20 protein-coding genes are annotated in these 17,176 nt (G+C 60.5%); 7 read left to right on the top strand and 13 right to left on the bottom strand.

The genetic code is table 11. The features are described from left to right. The first annotated feature begins 148 nt into the window (after positions 1-148). The 5 genes from ACS5Q0_RS13535 (at position 149) to ACS5Q0_RS13515 (ending at position 4,412) form a co-directional block, all read left to right on the top strand. The gene (locus ACS5Q0_RS13535) at positions 149-604 is read left to right on the top strand and encodes a TetR/AcrR family transcriptional regulator (protein WP_473127163.1); all 456 of its coding nucleotides are present in this window, start codon (positions 149-151) and stop codon (positions 602-604) included. After that, positions 552-1,952, top strand: a complete 1,401-nt coding sequence (locus ACS5Q0_RS13530; protein WP_473127162.1) for an MFS transporter — start codon at positions 552-554, stop codon at positions 1,950-1,952. Before ACS5Q0_RS13535 ends, ACS5Q0_RS13530 begins: the two co-directional genes overlap by 53 nt. 103 nt (positions 1,953-2,055) lie before the next feature. Further along, positions 2,056-2,769, top strand: a complete 714-nt coding sequence (locus ACS5Q0_RS13525) for a type 1 glutamine amidotransferase domain-containing protein (protein ID WP_473127161.1) — start codon at positions 2,056-2,058, stop codon at positions 2,767-2,769. Positions 2,770-3,000: 231 nt separating this feature from the next. Continuing rightward, a complete protein-coding gene (locus tag ACS5Q0_RS13520) occupies positions 3,001-3,585 on the top strand; it encodes a nucleotidyltransferase domain-containing protein (RefSeq protein WP_473127160.1) in 585 nt (194 codons plus the stop codon). A gap of 119 nt (positions 3,586-3,704) precedes the next feature. Further along, entirely contained in the window at positions 3,705-4,412 is a 708-nt protein-coding gene (locus ACS5Q0_RS13515) for a class I SAM-dependent methyltransferase (RefSeq protein WP_473127159.1), read from the top strand. Here ACS5Q0_RS13515 and ACS5Q0_RS13510 read toward each other — a convergent pair. The 10 genes from ACS5Q0_RS13510 to ACS5Q0_RS13465 form a co-directional block, all read right to left on the bottom strand. Then, complete coding sequence (locus tag ACS5Q0_RS13510) at positions 4,384-4,524, bottom strand: hypothetical protein (RefSeq protein WP_473127219.1); 141 nt, start codon at positions 4,522-4,524, stop codon at positions 4,384-4,386. The genes ACS5Q0_RS13515 and ACS5Q0_RS13510 overlap by 29 nt on opposite strands. Positions 4,525-4,564: 40 nt before the next feature. After that, entirely contained in the window at positions 4,565-5,503 is a 939-nt protein-coding gene (locus tag ACS5Q0_RS13505) for a phosphotransferase family protein (RefSeq protein ID WP_473127158.1), read from the bottom strand. 73 nt (positions 5,504-5,576) lie between these two features. Further along, positions 5,577-6,875, bottom strand: a complete 1,299-nt coding sequence (locus ACS5Q0_RS13500; RefSeq protein WP_473127218.1) for a DUF3363 domain-containing protein — start codon at positions 6,873-6,875, stop codon at positions 5,577-5,579. 758 nt (positions 6,876-7,633) lie between these two features. Continuing rightward, the gene (locus ACS5Q0_RS13495; protein WP_473127157.1) at positions 7,634-7,954 is read right to left on the bottom strand and encodes a hypothetical protein; all 321 of its coding nucleotides are present in this window, start codon (positions 7,952-7,954) and stop codon (positions 7,634-7,636) included. Then, on the bottom strand, positions 7,951-8,874 hold the full coding sequence (locus ACS5Q0_RS13490) for a lytic transglycosylase domain-containing protein (protein WP_473127156.1): 924 nt from the start codon (positions 8,872-8,874) through the stop codon (positions 7,951-7,953). The genes ACS5Q0_RS13495 and ACS5Q0_RS13490 overlap by 4 nt, the downstream gene beginning before the upstream one ends. Before the next feature lie 4 nt (positions 8,875-8,878). Continuing rightward, entirely contained in the window at positions 8,879-9,214 is a 336-nt protein-coding gene (locus ACS5Q0_RS13485; protein WP_473127155.1) for a DUF736 domain-containing protein, read from the bottom strand. Between the two features lie 36 nt (positions 9,215-9,250). Continuing rightward, positions 9,251-9,796: a S26 family signal peptidase gene (locus ACS5Q0_RS13480; RefSeq protein ID WP_473127154.1), complete on the bottom strand. Its 546-nt coding sequence runs from the start codon at positions 9,794-9,796 to the stop codon at positions 9,251-9,253. Continuing rightward, the gene (locus ACS5Q0_RS13475) at positions 9,793-10,311 is read right to left on the bottom strand and encodes a DUF2840 domain-containing protein (RefSeq protein ID WP_473127153.1); all 519 of its coding nucleotides are present in this window, start codon (positions 10,309-10,311) and stop codon (positions 9,793-9,795) included. The genes ACS5Q0_RS13480 and ACS5Q0_RS13475 overlap by 4 nt, the downstream gene beginning before the upstream one ends. Then, positions 10,308-11,438: a replication initiator protein A gene (locus ACS5Q0_RS13470; RefSeq protein ID WP_473127152.1), complete on the bottom strand. Its 1,131-nt coding sequence runs from the start codon at positions 11,436-11,438 to the stop codon at positions 10,308-10,310. The genes ACS5Q0_RS13475 and ACS5Q0_RS13470 overlap by 4 nt, the downstream gene beginning before the upstream one ends. Next, a complete protein-coding gene (locus ACS5Q0_RS13465) occupies positions 11,439-11,708 on the bottom strand; it encodes a helix-turn-helix transcriptional regulator (RefSeq protein ID WP_069459767.1) in 270 nt (89 codons plus the stop codon). It abuts the gene before it with no gap. A gap of 475 nt (positions 11,709-12,183) precedes the next feature. Here ACS5Q0_RS13465 and ACS5Q0_RS13460 point away from each other — a divergent pair, with 475 nt between their 5' ends. Next, the gene (locus ACS5Q0_RS13460) at positions 12,184-12,483 is read left to right on the top strand and encodes a DNA -binding domain-containing protein (protein ID WP_473127151.1); all 300 of its coding nucleotides are present in this window, start codon (positions 12,184-12,186) and stop codon (positions 12,481-12,483) included. Between the two features lie 8 nt (positions 12,484-12,491). On the opposite strand, the gene ACS5Q0_RS13455 is transcribed toward ACS5Q0_RS13460, so the two are convergent. From ACS5Q0_RS13455 to ACS5Q0_RS13445, 3 genes are all read right to left on the bottom strand, one after another. Then, positions 12,492-13,001, bottom strand: a complete 510-nt coding sequence (locus ACS5Q0_RS13455) for a DUF2285 domain-containing protein (protein ID WP_473127150.1) — start codon at positions 12,999-13,001, stop codon at positions 12,492-12,494. After that, on the bottom strand, positions 12,922-13,275 hold the full coding sequence (locus ACS5Q0_RS13450) for a transcriptional regulator domain-containing protein (protein WP_473127149.1): 354 nt from the start codon (positions 13,273-13,275) through the stop codon (positions 12,922-12,924). The genes ACS5Q0_RS13455 and ACS5Q0_RS13450 overlap by 80 nt, the downstream gene beginning before the upstream one ends. Before the next feature lie 311 nt (positions 13,276-13,586). Further along, positions 13,587-14,429, bottom strand: coding sequence for a DUF932 domain-containing protein (locus ACS5Q0_RS13445; protein ID WP_473127148.1), 843 nt, complete (start codon positions 14,427-14,429; stop codon positions 13,587-13,589). A gap of 651 nt (positions 14,430-15,080) precedes the next feature. Here ACS5Q0_RS13445 and ACS5Q0_RS13440 point away from each other — a divergent pair. Further along, the gene (locus ACS5Q0_RS13440; protein ID WP_473127147.1) at positions 15,081-17,087 is read left to right on the top strand and encodes an ATP-binding protein; all 2,007 of its coding nucleotides are present in this window, start codon (positions 15,081-15,083) and stop codon (positions 17,085-17,087) included. The last annotated feature ends 89 nt before the right edge of the window (positions 17,088-17,176 follow it).

Below are 17,176 nucleotides of genomic sequence, written 5' to 3'. Positions count from 1 at the left end.
TCGTGCACTCATAACTAGACCGATGGTCTATCATACAGACTGACGGTCTGATTTCAAGGGACATTCATGACATGGCCTTCCGTTGTCTTTAATAGACCAGTAGTCTAACATACCGACCGATGGTCGTTTGATGTCATGGAGACGCTGAATGCCGCGAGTGATCAAGCACACGGACGTGCGCCGGTTGGAAATTCTAGAATGGACGCAGCGTATTTTTCTGTCGCGCGGCTACGATAGTGCGAGCCTCAACGAGGTGATCGACGAGACCAGCGTCTCCAAGAGCGCGTTCTATCATTGCTGCTCCCCGAAGGAGCAGGCCTCGAGCTCGGAGTCGGCGGGCTTTCAGCCTCTTTCAAAGAGACAAACGAACGTTCATGGCCGCGTTGCCGCTCCTAAGCATAGCGGGCGGCATATTTATGATCGCACCACTGCCGCCGGGGGGAGGACTGGCTTGCCTGACCGTTCGGGCTTTGCGCCCGGACTGGCCGCACCGACCAGCACTTCGATGCTCGCCACTCGAAGCGAGCTTAGTAATACCGGCTTTGGCGGGCATGCAATCCGCATTGAATTCCCGTTCCGGTGCTCTTCCGCCCAATTCGCTTAGGCAAGACGACGGTTCAGCGTCTCACGGTGAACTTCAGGAACGCGAGGCTGCTCCTTATGCCCGGATTTTCCCCGCTGCTAACGGCATCCTCATTTCAATCAAAGCGATACCATTCATGACTTGCGAAGAGTCACCTCGGTCGAGCCCAACTCGCGCCACTCAGTCGCCGGAGTCCGCCTCGCGCTTTGCCATTTTTGTTTTGCTCTCAGCTCTGTCGGTGGTGCCGGTCAACTTGATAGCGCCGGCGCTGCCCACAATTGCGGTGGAACTGCTTGCCGATCCTGCAGTGATAAGCCTCGCTGTCGCGGGTTACGCCGTCGTCACCGCTCTGGTTGAGCTCATCTCGGGCGCGATTTCAGATCGGTACGGGAGACGGCCCGTCGCGCTGGTCTCCATGGCAATCTTCATTCTCGCCTCTGTCGGCTGTGCAGCGTCTGCCAATATCACGACCTTCCTGTTTTTCCGAGCACTGCAGGCCGCCATTGCCGCCTGCTTTTCTGTTGCGCTTGTCGGAATCAAGGAAACATCAAGCGATCGCGAGGGCGCGAGCAGAATGGGATACGCCGCAATGGCATGGGCGTTGGCTCCGATGCTCGGTCCTACCGTTGGCGGGGCACTCGATCAGTTCCTGGGATGGCGCGCGATCTTCATCACCCTTGCTCTCTGCGGAACGGCGATGCTTCTACTGTCGCTGAGAGCGCTCGAGGAAACCGCGTCCGCACTCCCTTGTCGTGAGCGCAGCTATCTTAAACCTTATGCGCTGCTTTTGGGGTCAGTGCGTTTTTGGGCCTATGCAGCCTGCATGGCCTTTTCAACGGGCACACTCTACATTTTCCTGGTGGGAGCCCCCCTGGTGATCGGTGGCTCGAGTGCCGTTCTGGGGCTGTACATGGGGCTCGTCCCGGCGGGGTTCATCCTCGGCAGCTATTTGACGGGGCGTTTTGCTTCCAGGTTCTCGCGAGGAACGACTTTGGTCGCAGCGCGGGCTTTGACCTGCGTCGGATTGCTGGTGGGACTGATGCTGAACTCGATGGGAAACACGGATGCCCCGGCCTTCTTCCTGCCGTGCATGTTCATTGGCATTGGGAACGGCTTGACCTTGCCGCTGGCGAATATGGGCGCAATGTCAGTGCGTAGCGATCTTTCCGGCACGGCTGCCGGCTTGGCGGCAGCCATGCAAATGGGCGGCGGCGCGGTCATTGTTTCAATTGCTGGAATTCTCCTACCCGAGGCAGCCACCCATGCCCTATTGGCCATGATGCTGAGCGTCGCGCTGCTCGCCTTGTTCGCTGCAATCGTCGTGGCACTCCTTGAGCGAGCGCTGACAACAGCACATAGACCTGGATGATATTGGAAAGCATTGAGCCCGACCCTCGTCACCGCCCCCGTTTTCTTAGGCTGTAGGGCTAAGAAAATGGCTACCAAAGAAAAATCGAAACAGGAATCCTAGGATGAATTCAAAAGCTGTAATTATCGTGACCTCTCATGCCGATCTTGGAGATACTGGCCGTACGAGCGGGTTTTGGTTTAATGAAATGAGCGCCCCATACTGGGCGCTGACAGATGCTGGCTTTGACGTGGATATCGCTTCACCAAAAGGCGGGGCCGCTCCATTCGATCCACACGGCATATCCCACGAAGAGAAATCGGCCGACACGGACAGATTTCTTCGATCCGATGTCGAGCAACACAAAATCAATGCCACACTCGCTGTTCATCAGCTCAAAGCTCAGGATTACGCTGTCATCGTGTTTCCAGGCGGCTTCGGCACAATGTGGGATCTGGCACAATCAGAACAGGTCGCCGCATTTGTAAGCGCCGCCTACGAAAATGGTGCGATTCTCTGTGCCATCTGTCACGGTCAGGCTGGCCTAATCGGCGCTAGAAAACCAGATGGAACGCCGCTGACCAAAGGTATGCGGTTATGCTGCCCACCCAACTCCGAAGAAGAGGCTAACGGCGTCGCCTCGATCGTTCCCTATCTGCTCGAAACCGAGTTTCGGAAGCTCGGAGCTCTGTTCGAGTGTGGCCCGGACTATTCCTCCAAAGTCGTGAGAGATGGCCGATTGATCACCGGGCAGAATGGACAATCAGTAGATGCTGCCGTTCGTGAGTTGCTGTGTGCCATTACAGAACTGCAGCCCGCTCTGGCAATGAAATCCTGATCTTGTTCATCCGCTTCATTGCCAACGCACGTGCGGCGGCAGCCATTTCGCGGACGGGCGAATTTGCACATTCGTGTTTGGATTCACGAGATCTCGCTACGGCCTTTCCAGTCCAGCTGATCGGCACGCATATGAGGATCCCGTGAGGTCCTAAGGTTCGATGATGTTTGTTGTTCATCCGCGTCAGGAGAGAATCTAATTCGAAACGAGCATGAAAAGCCTTGGGAACCGTTGCACTGCGGGGAAGTTGCCACGGTATTCCAGAACGCAAGTTTCCCTTGGTGGATCGCAGGCGGCTACGCGATCGAGCATTTCGTCGAGAAACAACTTCGATCACATGCCGATATCGACGTCCTCGTGCTTCGCAAGGATCACTCGACGCTGAGGCACCATCTTTCCGATTGGGATTGTTGGGTCGCTGATCCGCCCGGCCGCTTGCGTCCGTGGCCAATTGGAAACGTGCTTGGCCATTATGTTCATGACGTTTGGTGCCGACGGAACCGTGCCTCGGCTTGGTCCTTTCAGGTTATGCTCGATGAGAGCGAAGGCAGCGAATGGCGGTCCCGGCGCTGTGTGAGGGTTACAAAACCGATTCAGGCTTTGGGGACAGCTAACAAGGAGGGAACATTCTTTCTCGCGCCCGAGGTTCAGCTTTTCTACAAGGCGCAGGCCCCACGGGAGAAAGACACGTTTGATTTCGAGGCCGCTTTGCCACTGCTATCGGATGAGCAACGGGCATGGCTGCGACATGCGATCGAAACAGCTTATGGGTCAACAAACGACTGGTTGACGAGATTGGGCTTGAGCTCAACGTAGAGCAATTTCCTTCTGAAATGAAGTCGATGTTTTTTGTTCATCCGTGTTCTGGAGACGACTAAAGCCGAAACACTCAAAAATTATGCTGAGATAAAGGGACAATAAGAGGAATATACTACATGAAGACCGCCACGTCGGAGAATGATTATGATGCATTTGCGGCAGCATATGACGCGGACAACGAGAACAACGCCTGGAATGCCTATTACGAACGGCCCGCGATTCTTTCGATGGTTGGTGACGTCGCTGGGCTTCGGGTGCTCGATGCGGGATGCGGCGGGGGAGCCCATGCTGCGGTACTCCTCGACCGAGGGGCAATCCTAACCGGTATCGACTCAAGTGCGGGTTTGCTCGAAATCGCGCAACGTCGCCTCGAGGGCAGGGCGCGATTGCTGGTGGCGGACCTGAACGAGCCAATGCCCTTCGACGATGGGTCCTTCGATCTGATCCTCGCCTCGCTCGTCATGCACTATTTGCCCGACTGGTCACGATCCCTTTCGGAATTCAACCGTCTTCTCCCCCAAGGCGGCCGCTTGGTTTTTTCCACGCATCATCCTTTCATGGATCATCAATTGGCCGGTCGTGAGAATTATTTCGAGACCTATAACTTTACAGACACATGGCAGCGCGGTGGCAAGGACATGTCGATGCGCTTCTGGCATCGACCGCTGCATGTCATGTTCGATGCATTGATGGCAGCTCGATTTCAGATTGATGTCGTAAGCGAACCACAGCCTGATCCACGCGCCAGGTCTCTGTTCCCGGAGGCATACCAGAGCTTGAAAACCGAACCGAGGTTCATCTTTTTCTCGGTCGTGAAGTTATGAGGCGAGTGAAGCCCGCATAGAGATCAGATGCCGTCAGCGCATTTTTCGCATGTCCAATCAATGCCCGTAGGGCAGCAGTCGCATAGCCCTTCCCAGTTTTGTGCTGGTCCAGCCAATACCCCAGTCCGTGACCAAACGATGGGAGGCTGACATCAAGTTTCTGGGCAGCCAGTCGAAGCGATTCTCACTTTCTCATCCTGCGTGGCAATCTCCTCACAGCGCGCCATCGCCCACGCGAGATCTTTGGCATCCCCTGCTTTTGCACTCTCGAAGATATGAACAAGCCCAATGTGGAGCTGGTAACAGCGCAGGGCCTCAGCGTTTTGCAGGAGCTCACGCTGCCGCGTCTCGATGTGGTGCGCTTGTGCCTCCATGCAGGCAAGCCAGGGGCGCCAGAAGAAAATGTTGGCCACGTCATAGATCGGATCGCCGAATAGGGCTTCGCTCCAATCGATTACAGCGGTGATACGCCCCTGGTCTGTCAATACGTTATTGGAACCAAAATCGCCATGTACGAGCCGGCGAACATCGGCGCACCGTGGCATGAATTCGCTAAGCAAGCGAAAATGCCCATCGATCTGCCGACGATCCACAACGGCCTCGATCAGCTTCCAATCGTAATGCGCTTCGTCAGTGATGGCAGCTATGAAGTCCTGCCAGCTTGCGTGCCGGCCGATGCCGCTCGGATCGAACGGGCCGAAGCCCTCGGTTCCATCAAGTATCGCCTCAGCCATGGCCGACATGACCTGCGAGACTGGGCCGACCACTGTGGGCAGAGTCTCGATAGATAAGTCCTGTAAAGTGACGCCCGGTGCTCGCCGCGATACGCACCACGTATGGTCTTCAATCTCGCCTATTGCGACGACCTCAGGGATCGGGAGATCGCGGGAAGCGAAACGGCTATGGCAGAAGGCGTCTTTGTGAAATCCAGCTGCAGTGCGGTTCACGCGCAGCACGAAGTCCTCGCTTCCGACACAAATGGCGAAGGTCTGCGACTCTTCACCTTCGGTAATGGGTCTGCATTCCGAGGGTCTATCGAAATCGCGCGCAATGGCAGAAATTACAGCTTCTCGGCTAAATCGCGGCTTCATCGTTGTTCTCAACATTTTTTACAGACATGATCGATCCGTCTATTAAACCGGAGTGTGCTGTTCAGGGCGATATCTAAATTGCGAGACCCCTCTGACGCCCCAACCGCCACGACACCGATCCGCCCTGCACGATGCCCATAACCTCGCGGCCGAGCTGGCGGTCGATGACCGGCCGCCACGGGACAAGCGTGAACTCGTGGCTCTTTTCCACGACGGCGAACTTGCCGCTCGATAGTTGCACGGTCCCGGTGAACGTGCCGCTGACGGTCTCGCCGTCCGTTGCCGCCCGAAACGGCAGCGTCTTGCTCGCCGCCATCTCAGCGCCTGCATGGGCAACTTCGCGCTCGCGCAGGGTGGCGAGAAGGTTGCTCCGATAGGAGATTCGGCCGTCCTGCTGGCGTGTGGCGTCGCCCCGGTCGATATGATGCTCGCGGCGGCGGTCCATCGCCTCGCGGACTTGCTGGCCCAAGCCGGTCGGAGCAAGGTCGGAGTTGTCGGGCCTCACTAGCTGCCGGTCGAGCCAGGTCGCGCCGTCCGCTCCGATCTGCTGCTCCAGCCGGGCGGCCGAGAGGACGCGGATATTGGCCTGCCGGTTGCGGCCGGCGTCGTAGGTGGCGGCGCGGCTCTCGAAGGCCTCGGGGATGCGCCATTGGTCGGCGTCGATCCGCTCAACGATTCCGGCGCGGCGTAGCGCCTCCAACCGGCGCACATGAGCATCGATATAGCCCTCGTGGTCGCCACCGGGAACGCGCCCCTCGAACTTCGCCTGTTCCAAATGGCGGCTCGGCCGATAGATGCCATCCTCGGCGATCGCTGCAATGGCGCGGTCGGACGGCCGGCCCGCGGTATCCGACGGGCCGATCTCGACGATACTACCGATCCGCGCATCCTCGACGCGGGCCGGGTCGATGCCAGCGACATGGTGCGTTCGGCCGTCGATTCCGTCCACCACGACGGTCAGGTTTTCGCCCAGCTCGTCGGACAGATACTTATCGATGACACGGCCGATGACAGGCGCCTCCGGCGGCCCGTCGTGGATACGGAAGGTCATGGGGTCGCGCTCCATGCCATCCGCCTTGAGCGCCTTGTGCATGTTGCGGATGATGTCACCGCGCTCGCCCAGCTCGCGCAGGGTCGTCACCATTCGCTCGCTCAACTCCCAAACGCCCGGCGCGTGCTCGGTTGCCAGCCCCATCTTCTCCAGCTTGGTGAGACGGCGCAGGCGCAGCGTACGATCGAACTGCCGCTTCGGTTCGGCCTGCTCATGGCGAAGGTCGAGGAACCTTTCGTCGGCTTCTTCCGTGATTGCCCGATCGATGCGGGTGAAACGGTCCTGGTCAATCTCGGCCGACAGCTTGCGGCTCTGCTCCATCTCGGTGACGGGACCAAGCTCCAGCGTGGTCAACTCGCTTGCACGCTCGCGGATGCCGTTGGCGAGATAGTCGCCGTTGATGACAAGGTTCTCGCCCAGCAAATCCTTGCCTCGGACGATGACATGCACATGGGGATGGCCGGTGTTGTAGTGATTGACCGCAACCCAATCGAGTTTCGTTCCAAGGTCGGCCTCGATCTGGCTCATGAGGTCGCGGGTGTGTGCGGTCAGGTCCGTGAGGTCCGCGCCGTCCTCCGGCGAGACAATGAACCGGAATTGGTGCCGATCCTCCTTGCCACGTTCAACGAAGGCATCGCCATCGGCGCGACCCTCGGTCGCCGAATAGAGCTGGCCGCGCTCGCCGTCGCGCGATGTGCCGTCGCGCTGAATATAGCGAAGATGAGCGACGGCCCTTCCGTTCCTGCCGGCGTCCTTGACGTATCGGGTTTTGACGGCGACGCGCCGCATTCCCGGCGCGCTGTGACGCCAGCCGCTCGACAAGGTGCGTGAGCGCACGAAGGCCGCGCCGCGCCCGCGCTGGACGCCCGGTCCCTTGGCCGAGCGTGCGGCTTTGCCGCCCTTGCCGGTCGAGGTCTTGCCTGGGAGTGGCGAGGATCGCGGCGACGATCTGGACGGGCCGGTGCAGTGCTGCCGCGCGATCTTCTTCGCCTGGGTGAGAAAACTTTTGGTCTTGCCCGGCCGCGCGTCGGATCGGATGCGGCCGGGCTTCGGCCGGAAGCGGTTTTCGTCGTCGATGCTCATCGACGCGCCTCCGGCCAAAACTCAACGAAATCGGGCGTTCGGCGGCCATGGTGCCGGTCGAAAACCAGCGAAGCCAAGGCTTTGCGCAACATCGCGGCACGCGGGATCAAAAACCATGGTGCCGCTTGCGGCCCATCTAACCAGTGTGCAGACAACAACAATTTCAGAAATCCGGCCGATCTAGTGCCGGTTTCCTTTATCTTGCCCTCCGCCTTTTCTGACCTTTCCGCCCTTCCGACCGGGAAGGCAGCCAGGCGCAACCCTGCCTGACTGCACACCGGAACGAACGCAAGCGAGCGCGGAAACGCCAAACTCATGGCGCTCCTCCGTCGCCCTCGCGCGCCACGAACATGCTGCCGCCCAGCGGCTCCGCATCGCGGCGCTCGCGCACCGGAACGGTCGAACGGGCGTCGCCTGATGTGCCGATAGTCTGCGCCGGATCGGCGCTTCGCCTGTCGCTCGGACGCATGACGAAGAGTGGCGCATCGCGCCAATCGGGCGGTGGCGCGGCCTGCTTCTCCGGCGTCCCCAATGCGACCGCGCCGCCCAGCGCCGTTGCGAGTGCGGCGACATAAGCGCGGGTCTCAGTGGGCAGTGGACGGCCTGTCGCGCGATGCTCGTCATAACGGCCGGGACCGGCATTGTAGGCGGCGAGCATCGCCGTGACATTGCCGTAGCGGTCCCACATCTCGCGCAGATAGGCCGTGCCCGCGAGGATATTGTCACGCGGATCGTAGGGATTGCCGCCGAGCCGATAGCGAACGCGCATGGCGTCCCAAGTGTCGGGCATGACCTGCATCAAGCCCAGCGCGCCGGCCGTCGAGATCGCGCGCATGTCGCCCGCGCTTTCGGCGCGCAGCACGGCGCGAATCCAGTGCTCGGGGATGCCGAAGCGCTGCGACGCCTCCGCGATGTGACCGCCATAAGGATCGGCAATCGCCGCGCGCGCGACCGGTGCAGACTGCGCCGGCGTGACCGCCGGTCCCATGCCGAGCGCAAGCCAGCAAGCGAGCAGGATTACGGCATAGTGCCGTGCCCGCCTTTCTCCGCCGAAACACCAGCCTGCCAGCGTGCTTGCTGCGACCAAGGGTGCGCGCGAAGCGCCGGCCGATGGCCGCCCTTGACTTTCGCTGCGCGCGCCGGCTGACGTTTGGTCGATCGGGACGAAGGAATGAGACGGCTTTCCGGCGAACAAAGGAATAAAGGCTTTGAGCGCGATGATGAAACGGGACCGCATGGCCTTAGTCCCGCTCTTCACGCTGTTTCGGGCGCGTCCAGTGCAGCGACCACGACGCCCCGGCATCGTCGTCGCGGAACAGGTTGGCGCAGATCGGCTGCGGCAAGGTCGGATCGTCGAGCAGCACCGAGAGATATTCGCCGGCCTTCTCGCCGGTGCGTTTCCACGCTGCGCCGATCTCCGGGCCGTCGTCGGCCTCGTGATGGACACGGTAGTCCGGCGCGTTCTCCGCGTCCGAATACTCGGCGGGAACGATGGCGAGTTCGCGGTAGAGCGTGAGGGTGTGAACGCGCCCAGTGAAGCTGGAACCTTCGCGCGTGAATTGACCGATCTGCGGCACGGGTAGTCTCCTTTGCTGGTGGTTGCTGTGGGAAAATCAATGCGTCGGCGCGCGCCAGGCGAAGCGGCCGTCGCCGTCTTCATCGGTCCAGAGCGGTAGCGCGCGACCGATAACGGAGCTTGCGGGGATGGGTCCGAAGTAGCGGCCGTCGAGGCTGTCGCGGACATCCCAATTCATGAGGAAGAACTGACCGTGGGCTATGACCCGGCAGCCCTGCCAGACGGGCAGCGCGCGGCCGTTCCGGTCGCGGTCGAGCGCATTGCCCATCTCCACGCCATCGACCATGATGGCGCGGCCGGTGCGGCAAACCCGCTGGCCGGGAAGACCGACGACGCGCTTCAACAGCGGCACGTCGCGCCCGACATAGCCGCGCTCGACTATGAAGCCGGCGAGCGGTTCGGACGGTCTGACGGCAACCAGCTCGGGCACTTCGATCCGGTCGATCGGCTCGATGGTGTAGAAGCCCACCGGCGCGCTCGCGGTGGCGTTCCAGACGAGCCTCAATGGCATATCGACGGCGCTGGTGGCGGCGATGCCGATCACGGCGAGCAGCACCATCGCAAGGATGCGGCGGCGGCTCATGGGTCGATCCTCCTACGGCCGATCCACGCCGCATGACGCTCGGGCGTGTAGGCGCTCGGCTCCAGACCGGCGGAAAGTCGGTTATGGACGTGCCGCCAGTAATCCGGCGAGGCGTCGGCCGGATCGAGGCTGAGCGCTTCCACCGCGTCGACGGCGGCAAGCGCGCGCTGGACCTTGGGCCAGCCGTCGAGCCGCAAGAGGATGTCGCCGCCAGGCCGGACGAAGGGCAGCGTCTGGAACGGCTCGCCGCGGCGGATGGCGCGCACGATGTCGATACGCGAGATGATCGTGCCATGCTCGCCCGCTGCCCAGCGGACGAAGGCGAAGATGCTGTCGGGCGCGAAACCGACGACGCTGCGGCGACGGTCGAGGATCTGTTCGTAGCTCTTGCGCCCGAACCTAATCCAGTGCTCGACCTTGCGTTTGTCAAAGGTCAGTTCGACCAGGGTGGCGAATGGTCCTGGCCCGTTCGTCAGCGGACGGCCATGCGCGCGATGGGAGGCCCGGCCGCTCATGGCCGACCTCCTTGGTCGTCGTCGCTGGCGAGCATGTCGCGCAGCACGTCGGCGATGGAGCGGGCGGCACCGGCACCACGCCGCCTCGCGTGCGCGTGCGTCAAAGAAGAAGAGTTAGATTCTCTGTTAGACTCTAAGTTAGAAGTCCGATTCCGCTTTTCAGGCCATAGGCTTAGCTGCGGTCCTTGCGCCTGATGTGCCGATAGGGCTGCGCCCGATGTGCCGATACCGCCTGCGCCTGATGTGCCGATGGTTTCCACAGGCGTTTTCACAGGCACTGTGGACAGGGTATCGGGACGGATGCGCAGCAGCTCGCGGCCGTGCTCCCGATCCATCTCAAGGCGATAGCCGGGGAGCGGCTGACGGGCCGCGATTCGGCGCAGGTCGAGCGCGAAATCTGAGACGCGGGCGAGACTGCCGGACTTCACATGGAGGTGCGCGACCTCGAACAGCCAGCCATGGTGCTGGTGGCCGGCGTGCTTGCGGGCGACACGATAGAGCCAGCGTTCGATGCCGCCGGTCAGCCGGAAATAGGCCGGATCAATGGTGAGGACGAGCGAGCGATCAACGACGCTGTTGTAGAACCATTCGGGCAGGACGAATTCCATGCCCTCGACGCGGCCGGCGCGCGTCGTCATCTCCTCCCACTCGTTGATCCACGAGAATTGCCGGCGCCGCCAATGCGGGCCGTTGCGGATCGTGGTGGCGATGACGGTCGATTGCAGGCGCGCGAGCGCGGCCTTCAGCAGCACATATTGGCGGTTGCCGGTCGGCCGCCCAATCGCGCGCAGCAGATGATAGGGCGTGAAGCGGAAGAAGCGCGATGTGCGCAGACCATCGTTCTCGGCCGCCACGATCTGCGATGCGGCCCATATCAGCACATCGGCGTCCCAGATGGTCGCCATGCCGTGTTCGGGCATGGCTAGAACCTGCACCTCAACATCGGCGGCCTTGTAGAGAATGGGCTTGATGCGCGGCGTCTTCGCCAGCGAGAAGAATGGCCGCTCCATGAGGTCGCGTTGATCTCGCGGGCTTGCGTCTCCTTTCGCGACCACGAAGGGAGCCAGGTGGTTGCGCTCGCTCGTGTCGGTCGGCTGCGCGGGGCTATGATCGTCGTCGCGCAGCATTCAGCACTTACCCCGCTCTTCGGGCGTCAGCGGACGCGCGGGGAAGACCGTGCCAGCGTTCGGATCGCGGGTGGATTTGCGGGTGCCGATCTCCGACCAGGATTCGAGATCGTGGACGGTGTAGAGGACGCGGCCACCGATCTTGCGATAGGTCGGGCCGGTGCCGTAGGTCCGGTGCTTCTCAAGGGTGCGGATGGAAATGCCGAGGAAGCGGGCGGCTTCCTGCGTGCGCAAGAGTCGTGGCGGCAGTCCCGCCAAGGGGTTGGCCATTGGATCACCTCTGGTTCGTCGTTGATGCGCGCGGCCTTGGTGGCGGCGGGCTGTGGCGAACCATGGCGAGGGATCGGCGGCCGGTAGCGTGCCGCATTTGCGCATCCGCGCAGACGGCACCCCCGGACGGTGGCTGCTCCGAAGCAAATAAGTTGAAGTAATTCAGCGGGTCATTGCCAACCGAGTGGAATCGGCGAAGACATTCCCGTGCGGTTCGGCTATGACTCGGAGCGGAGCAGGAACGCGCTGCTTCGGGGCGTCGAAACCCCTCTGTTACCGGTTGTTGCCAGCCGACACGGCAACACACTCCTTGACCTATGGTCGGGGAGCCTGTGGCGTATACAACAGGCTCTCCGAGCTAAAGGCCATGGGGCCGTGTAACAGCGGTTTCGAACTCCCCGATCACCAAGGGTCAGAGAGGATGTTTGCGGGGGCGCACCGCAGACGCAATCTCCTCCAAGTTGGGGGAGCCACTATGCCAGTTGCGGTCGAGCTTGATCCCGATGTGGCCGACGAAGCGCCAAGCGAAAACACCATCACGCGCTACGACGAACGGCACTACGTCACCTATCTGCGCCTTCTGGACGCGAGCCGGGACGGTGCGGACTGGCGGGAGATAGCCCGCATTGTGCTGCACCGTGATCCCGTCGCCGAGGAAGCGCGCACCCGCCGTTGCTGGGAAAGCCATCTCGCCCGCGCGCAATGGCTTTCGGGGGCCGGGTATCGGCGCATTCTGGAACAGGCGGTCGCGATGGCTGCGCGCGGCGGCAGGTAGGTGTAGGCTTACTTGCCCGGCGCCTTGATTGGGTAATGCAGCAGCAGACGATAGCCGCCGCGCATCATCTTGATCCCGTGGGCGACAAGGCGGCGGGCCTTGTTTTTGCGCGGATCAAGCTCGAAATCCTCCTTCGTACCGCTGAAGCCGAACAGAACTTCGGCGACGGTGCGATAGCTCTCGCCGCGAAGGCGAGCGTCGAGCGCGCGCAATGACAGAATGTGCCACTGCCGGAGCTGGGCGGGCAGCGCGCGAAAATCAGGACCGGGCGGTCGCCCTTTGAGCGAACGCCAGAGCCTCCGGGCAGCGTGCGCGCGCAGCTCGTAGAGGTCGTCCGATGGCAGAACTGTTGCGTAGAACGCCGCCGCATCGGGAACGGCGTGCGGCAACCAGAACTGATGCGTAACGCCATCGACCTGCCAGATGCCGTGCCAGCCGTCAGCAGCGTGGCGCAGGTCGAGACCGTCGAGATGCGCCAGCGTGACGATCGGTTCGGTCTCGCCGTCGTGATGCTGCACGGGAGATAGCCATATGGCGCGCGGCTGAAGGCTTGGGCTCCAGAACAGGGATTGCCGATCCGATGGGGTTTCGGGATCGGTCGGAAAATCGCAGGCCCCAGCGTCGCACGAATGCCTCCAGCCGATCCCGGTCCGGCTCGCGTAACGCGATGATGGCCTGAAACTCGCGACGATACTCGCCGTCACGGCGAAGATATTCCCAGGCGAAACCGGCGGCGGGGATGCTCTTGGCAAATCTGTATGCCGCCGGAGAACGCCAGTCGATGCTCAGCATGGCGTTACCTCTCCATACCGGACATATGCAAAGCAACGCCCGGATGGAGAGCTTCAAACATCGCTGGAAGTGATTGTAGCCGTGCTGCTCAGATAACTTGATCGCGTAACGCGATCACTCTCTTAGTTACTTTCTTGTTAACATTGAGCCAGTTGTTTAGCGAGCCGGGCCTAGCCCAGCGAGCGCGGCCATGGTTTCGAGCATGGCCGCACCGCCGATCCGCAACGCCGGATCGGCGCGATTTTTGGGGCGCGATACCTGCGATAGTGAAGGACAGGGCCGCCAGGATAGCGGCCCTGTCGCGGGTGCGATCAATGTCCTTTCAGGCGCTGCATTCCTTCCGCCAGCGTCCAGAGCGCCCGATTGAGCGTCACATTCTGGTCGATGCCGTTGACGGCGCGGGTCTGGCTGCGGCGGATACGGCCGTCCGCGTTGCGCTTCTGGCCCCGTAGCCCGCCCTTGGTCAAATGCTGCTGAATGATGTTGAATGTGCTCCAGAGGCTTCCGCCCACGTCCTCGCGGCGACGCGCTTCGATGATCTGTTCGGGCCGCACCGGGCTTTCGTCCTCACCGTAGCGGGCGACGAGGCTTGCCTCGGCCAGAACGCGGCGTTCGTCCTCAGAAACGCGGATTTCCTTCATGGTCTCGCTGGCGTCGATCAGGCGCGGGAAGTCCTCCGCGACCGTATAGACGCCTTCGATAATGTCATGCTGGATATTTCCCTTGTGCGGCACGCGGATTTCCTCGAACCGCTCGCCCGCAATCATGCTGTTAGTGCAAACGAAACGCAGCATCCCGGCGAACATCTGATAGGCGCTGGTCCCGTCATGGCTGTTGACGATGATGACTTCCGCCGCTTCCGGCTTGCCCATGCCGCCATCCCGGCGAAGGCGCAGCATGTGCTTGGCGTGGCCGTGACGGCTGCCGTCACGCGGCACCGACTGCACGGCGAAGAACGGAAACCATCCCTCCCGACGCAAGCCCTCCACAATGTCGATGGTCGGGACATAGACGTAACGCTCGGAACGGCTGTCATGGGCTTCGCGGGCGAAGATGGACGGGACGTGCCGATACAGTGCTTCATTGTCGAGCGGTTCGCATCCGCTGATCTGGTGAGCATTGCGGCCGAACCGGGTGGCGAGCTGGTGATACATGGTCTTTCCTTCCGTGGGTCTGGGTTGAAGCGCAGCGCTGCGCTGCAACCCTGCCCGTCGGCGAGACCGGGGGGTGCAAGGTGCAAGGGCGAACGGGACGGAGGGGGATCACCCGGCCTGCACAAGCGGATCGAAGCCATGTGCGAGAGTGAGAAACACGCATCCGCGCGGAAGGTTGGGGAGACCGTCCCGGTCGAGCATCAGCGATCTCTTGCGCCGCGCCAGGGGGCAGCGCCCCCAAGCAACAAGCCCGGCCAGAGCGGAGCGGCGGCCGGACGCCAGAACCGGATCACACTGTGCAAAGCAGCCGAACTTGAGAATCATGCACCCGGATCGCCGTTCTTTCCGGAACGACTTATCTAGGCAGATGTGTATCCATTGGGTACACTTCCGACATGACCAAAAAAGATGTCGGGTTGCGCATCAGGTTGGACCGGGATCTGCGCGACGAATTCGTCGCAGCGTGCCAAGTCCATGATCGCCCCGCGGCACAAGTGCTTCGGGAGTTCATGCGCGAGTACGTCCGCGAAAGCGTTGCGTCCTCCGCCATCAGAACTCCCCAACGAGAATCGAGAGGAACCGAAGAATGACATCGGCTAGTCCGTCCAGAGACAAGGTAGACGACGGCCTGACTGACGTGAGGGAGTTGGCATGAGCAATGTCAACGTCAGGCGGCTGGTCGAGAACATCCGATCGGGGACCAACGTCTATACGCCGCTGGTGGAGCTAGTGGTCAACGCCATTCAGGCCATCGACCAAAAGGGCGTCAAGAATGGCCTGATCCAGATCGAAATTCTGCGAAGCGGACAGGCGGATATCATTGACCGCCTTGAGGATCTTGACGGGTTTATCGTCAAGGACAACGGGGTCGGCTTCACGAAGGGCAACCGCGATTCGTTTGATACATTGTATACGGAACAGAAGATCGCCGATGGTGGTAAAGGGTTCGGTCGGTTCACCTGTCTAAAATATTTCAACCATGTGAAGGTGGCGAGCACCTTCGCCGTCGGCGATACGTTCCACGATCGATCCTTTAGGATGGGCCTGGATAAAGACATCATCGTTGACGAGGAAACGTCCGCTTCTGAAAAGCGGGAGACGGGTACGGCAGTCGAGATTTCCGGCATTAAGTCGGTCAAATTTCCCGACAAGCGCCTCGATACCGTCAGCCGCGTTATCGTCGAACGGCTGTTACCATATTTCGTAGACAAGGATCGGGCGTGTCCGCGTATCGTGATCAGGGAAGCGAAGGAGCCTTCCGGTGGCGTCTCTCTCAACGATTATCTGGGCAAGGAGAATAGCCAGATTGTCGAGATGCGGGTTGAACAGGGCACGTTCACACTCACAGCGAACGAAGAGGCCAAGGACTTTCAGGTTCGTGTCTTCAAATTCTATGCGCCGAGGTCGGCCAAGAGCAAAGTCAGTCTCGTCGCGCATCGGCGCGAGGTGACCGACAACCCACTTCAGGTCTACATACCTGAATTCGCCGAGGAGTTTTATGAGGCTGGTCCCGACCAGGATCTGTCCAAGGGGCGCAATTTCGTCGTCAAAGCCTATGTTTTCGGTGACTACCTCAATGACAACGTGTCGCTCGAAAGAGGCGAATTCCGCTTCCAGACCGACAACGACCTGCTTAACGGCATCTCCCAAAGCGAGATCGAGCAGAAAGCCGCCGAAATCGCGCAGTCGGCGGTGGGCTCGGAAATTACCGAGCGGAAGAGACGCAAGCAGGCGCGCATTGCCGACTATGTGTCGGCCGATGCGCCCTGGCACCGGACGCTCGCAAATGAGGTCGATTTCGACGCCCTGCCCATGCGACCGTCCAACCAGGATATCGAGCTTCATCTTCAAAAGAAGAAGTATGAAAAGGAAATCCAGACGCGATCACAGGTGGCCGCGCTGCTGAAATCAGAAAACCCCGATGAGTTGGGTGAGAAAATCACTCAGCTCATGGACAGCATTTCCGACACCAGTAAGAATGATCTCATCCACTACGTTTCCATGAGAAAGTGCGTTCTCGACCTATTTTCCAAATCTCTAGAAATCGATTCCGATGGAAAGCATAAATCGGAAGGTGATGTGCATGATATCATCATGCGACGTAAGAAGGATTCAGAAGGCCTTGATTACGAATCGCACAATCTCTGGATGCTCGACGAGCGGCTGAACTTTTCCTCCTACGTTTCATCCGATAAGCCGCTGAATAAGCCAAACGGAGACCGGACGGATATTACGATCTACAACCGGTGCGTTGCCTTTCGCGGTGAGAACGAGGCGAGCAATCCCATCACTATCTTCGAGTTCAAAAAGCCACAACGAGACAATTTCGCCGATCCTTCATCGAAGGAAGACCCGGTTCAGCAGATCGTCCGCTACGTCAATCAGATCAGAGAAGGCAAGTTCAAAACGCCCACTGGTCGCGACATTATCGTCAACGGCACGACGCCATTTTACGGGTATGTGGTTTGCGACTTGACGGCAAAGGTAAGAAAGTGGCTCGAATTTGAGAAGGAATTCACACCCATGCCCGATGGGCTTGGGTGGTTCCGATGGTTTGGCAACAACAGTCTCTACATGGAAGTCTTGAGTTGGACCAAACTGCTTCGGGACGCCGAAATGCGAAACAAGATATTCTTCAATAAACTCGGAATCGATTGACATCCATTGCGGCGCGGAACCCTTCGAGGCGCTGATCGAGCGATGCGCAGAAATCTCCTGGAGGGCAACCGTGTTGCGAAGTGATGATG

The sequence above is a fragment of the Microvirga sp. HS2 genome, assembly GCF_055792805.1.
The sequence above is the reverse complement of the archived record's forward strand: the minus strand, read 5'-3'. Positions and strand labels throughout refer to the sequence as shown.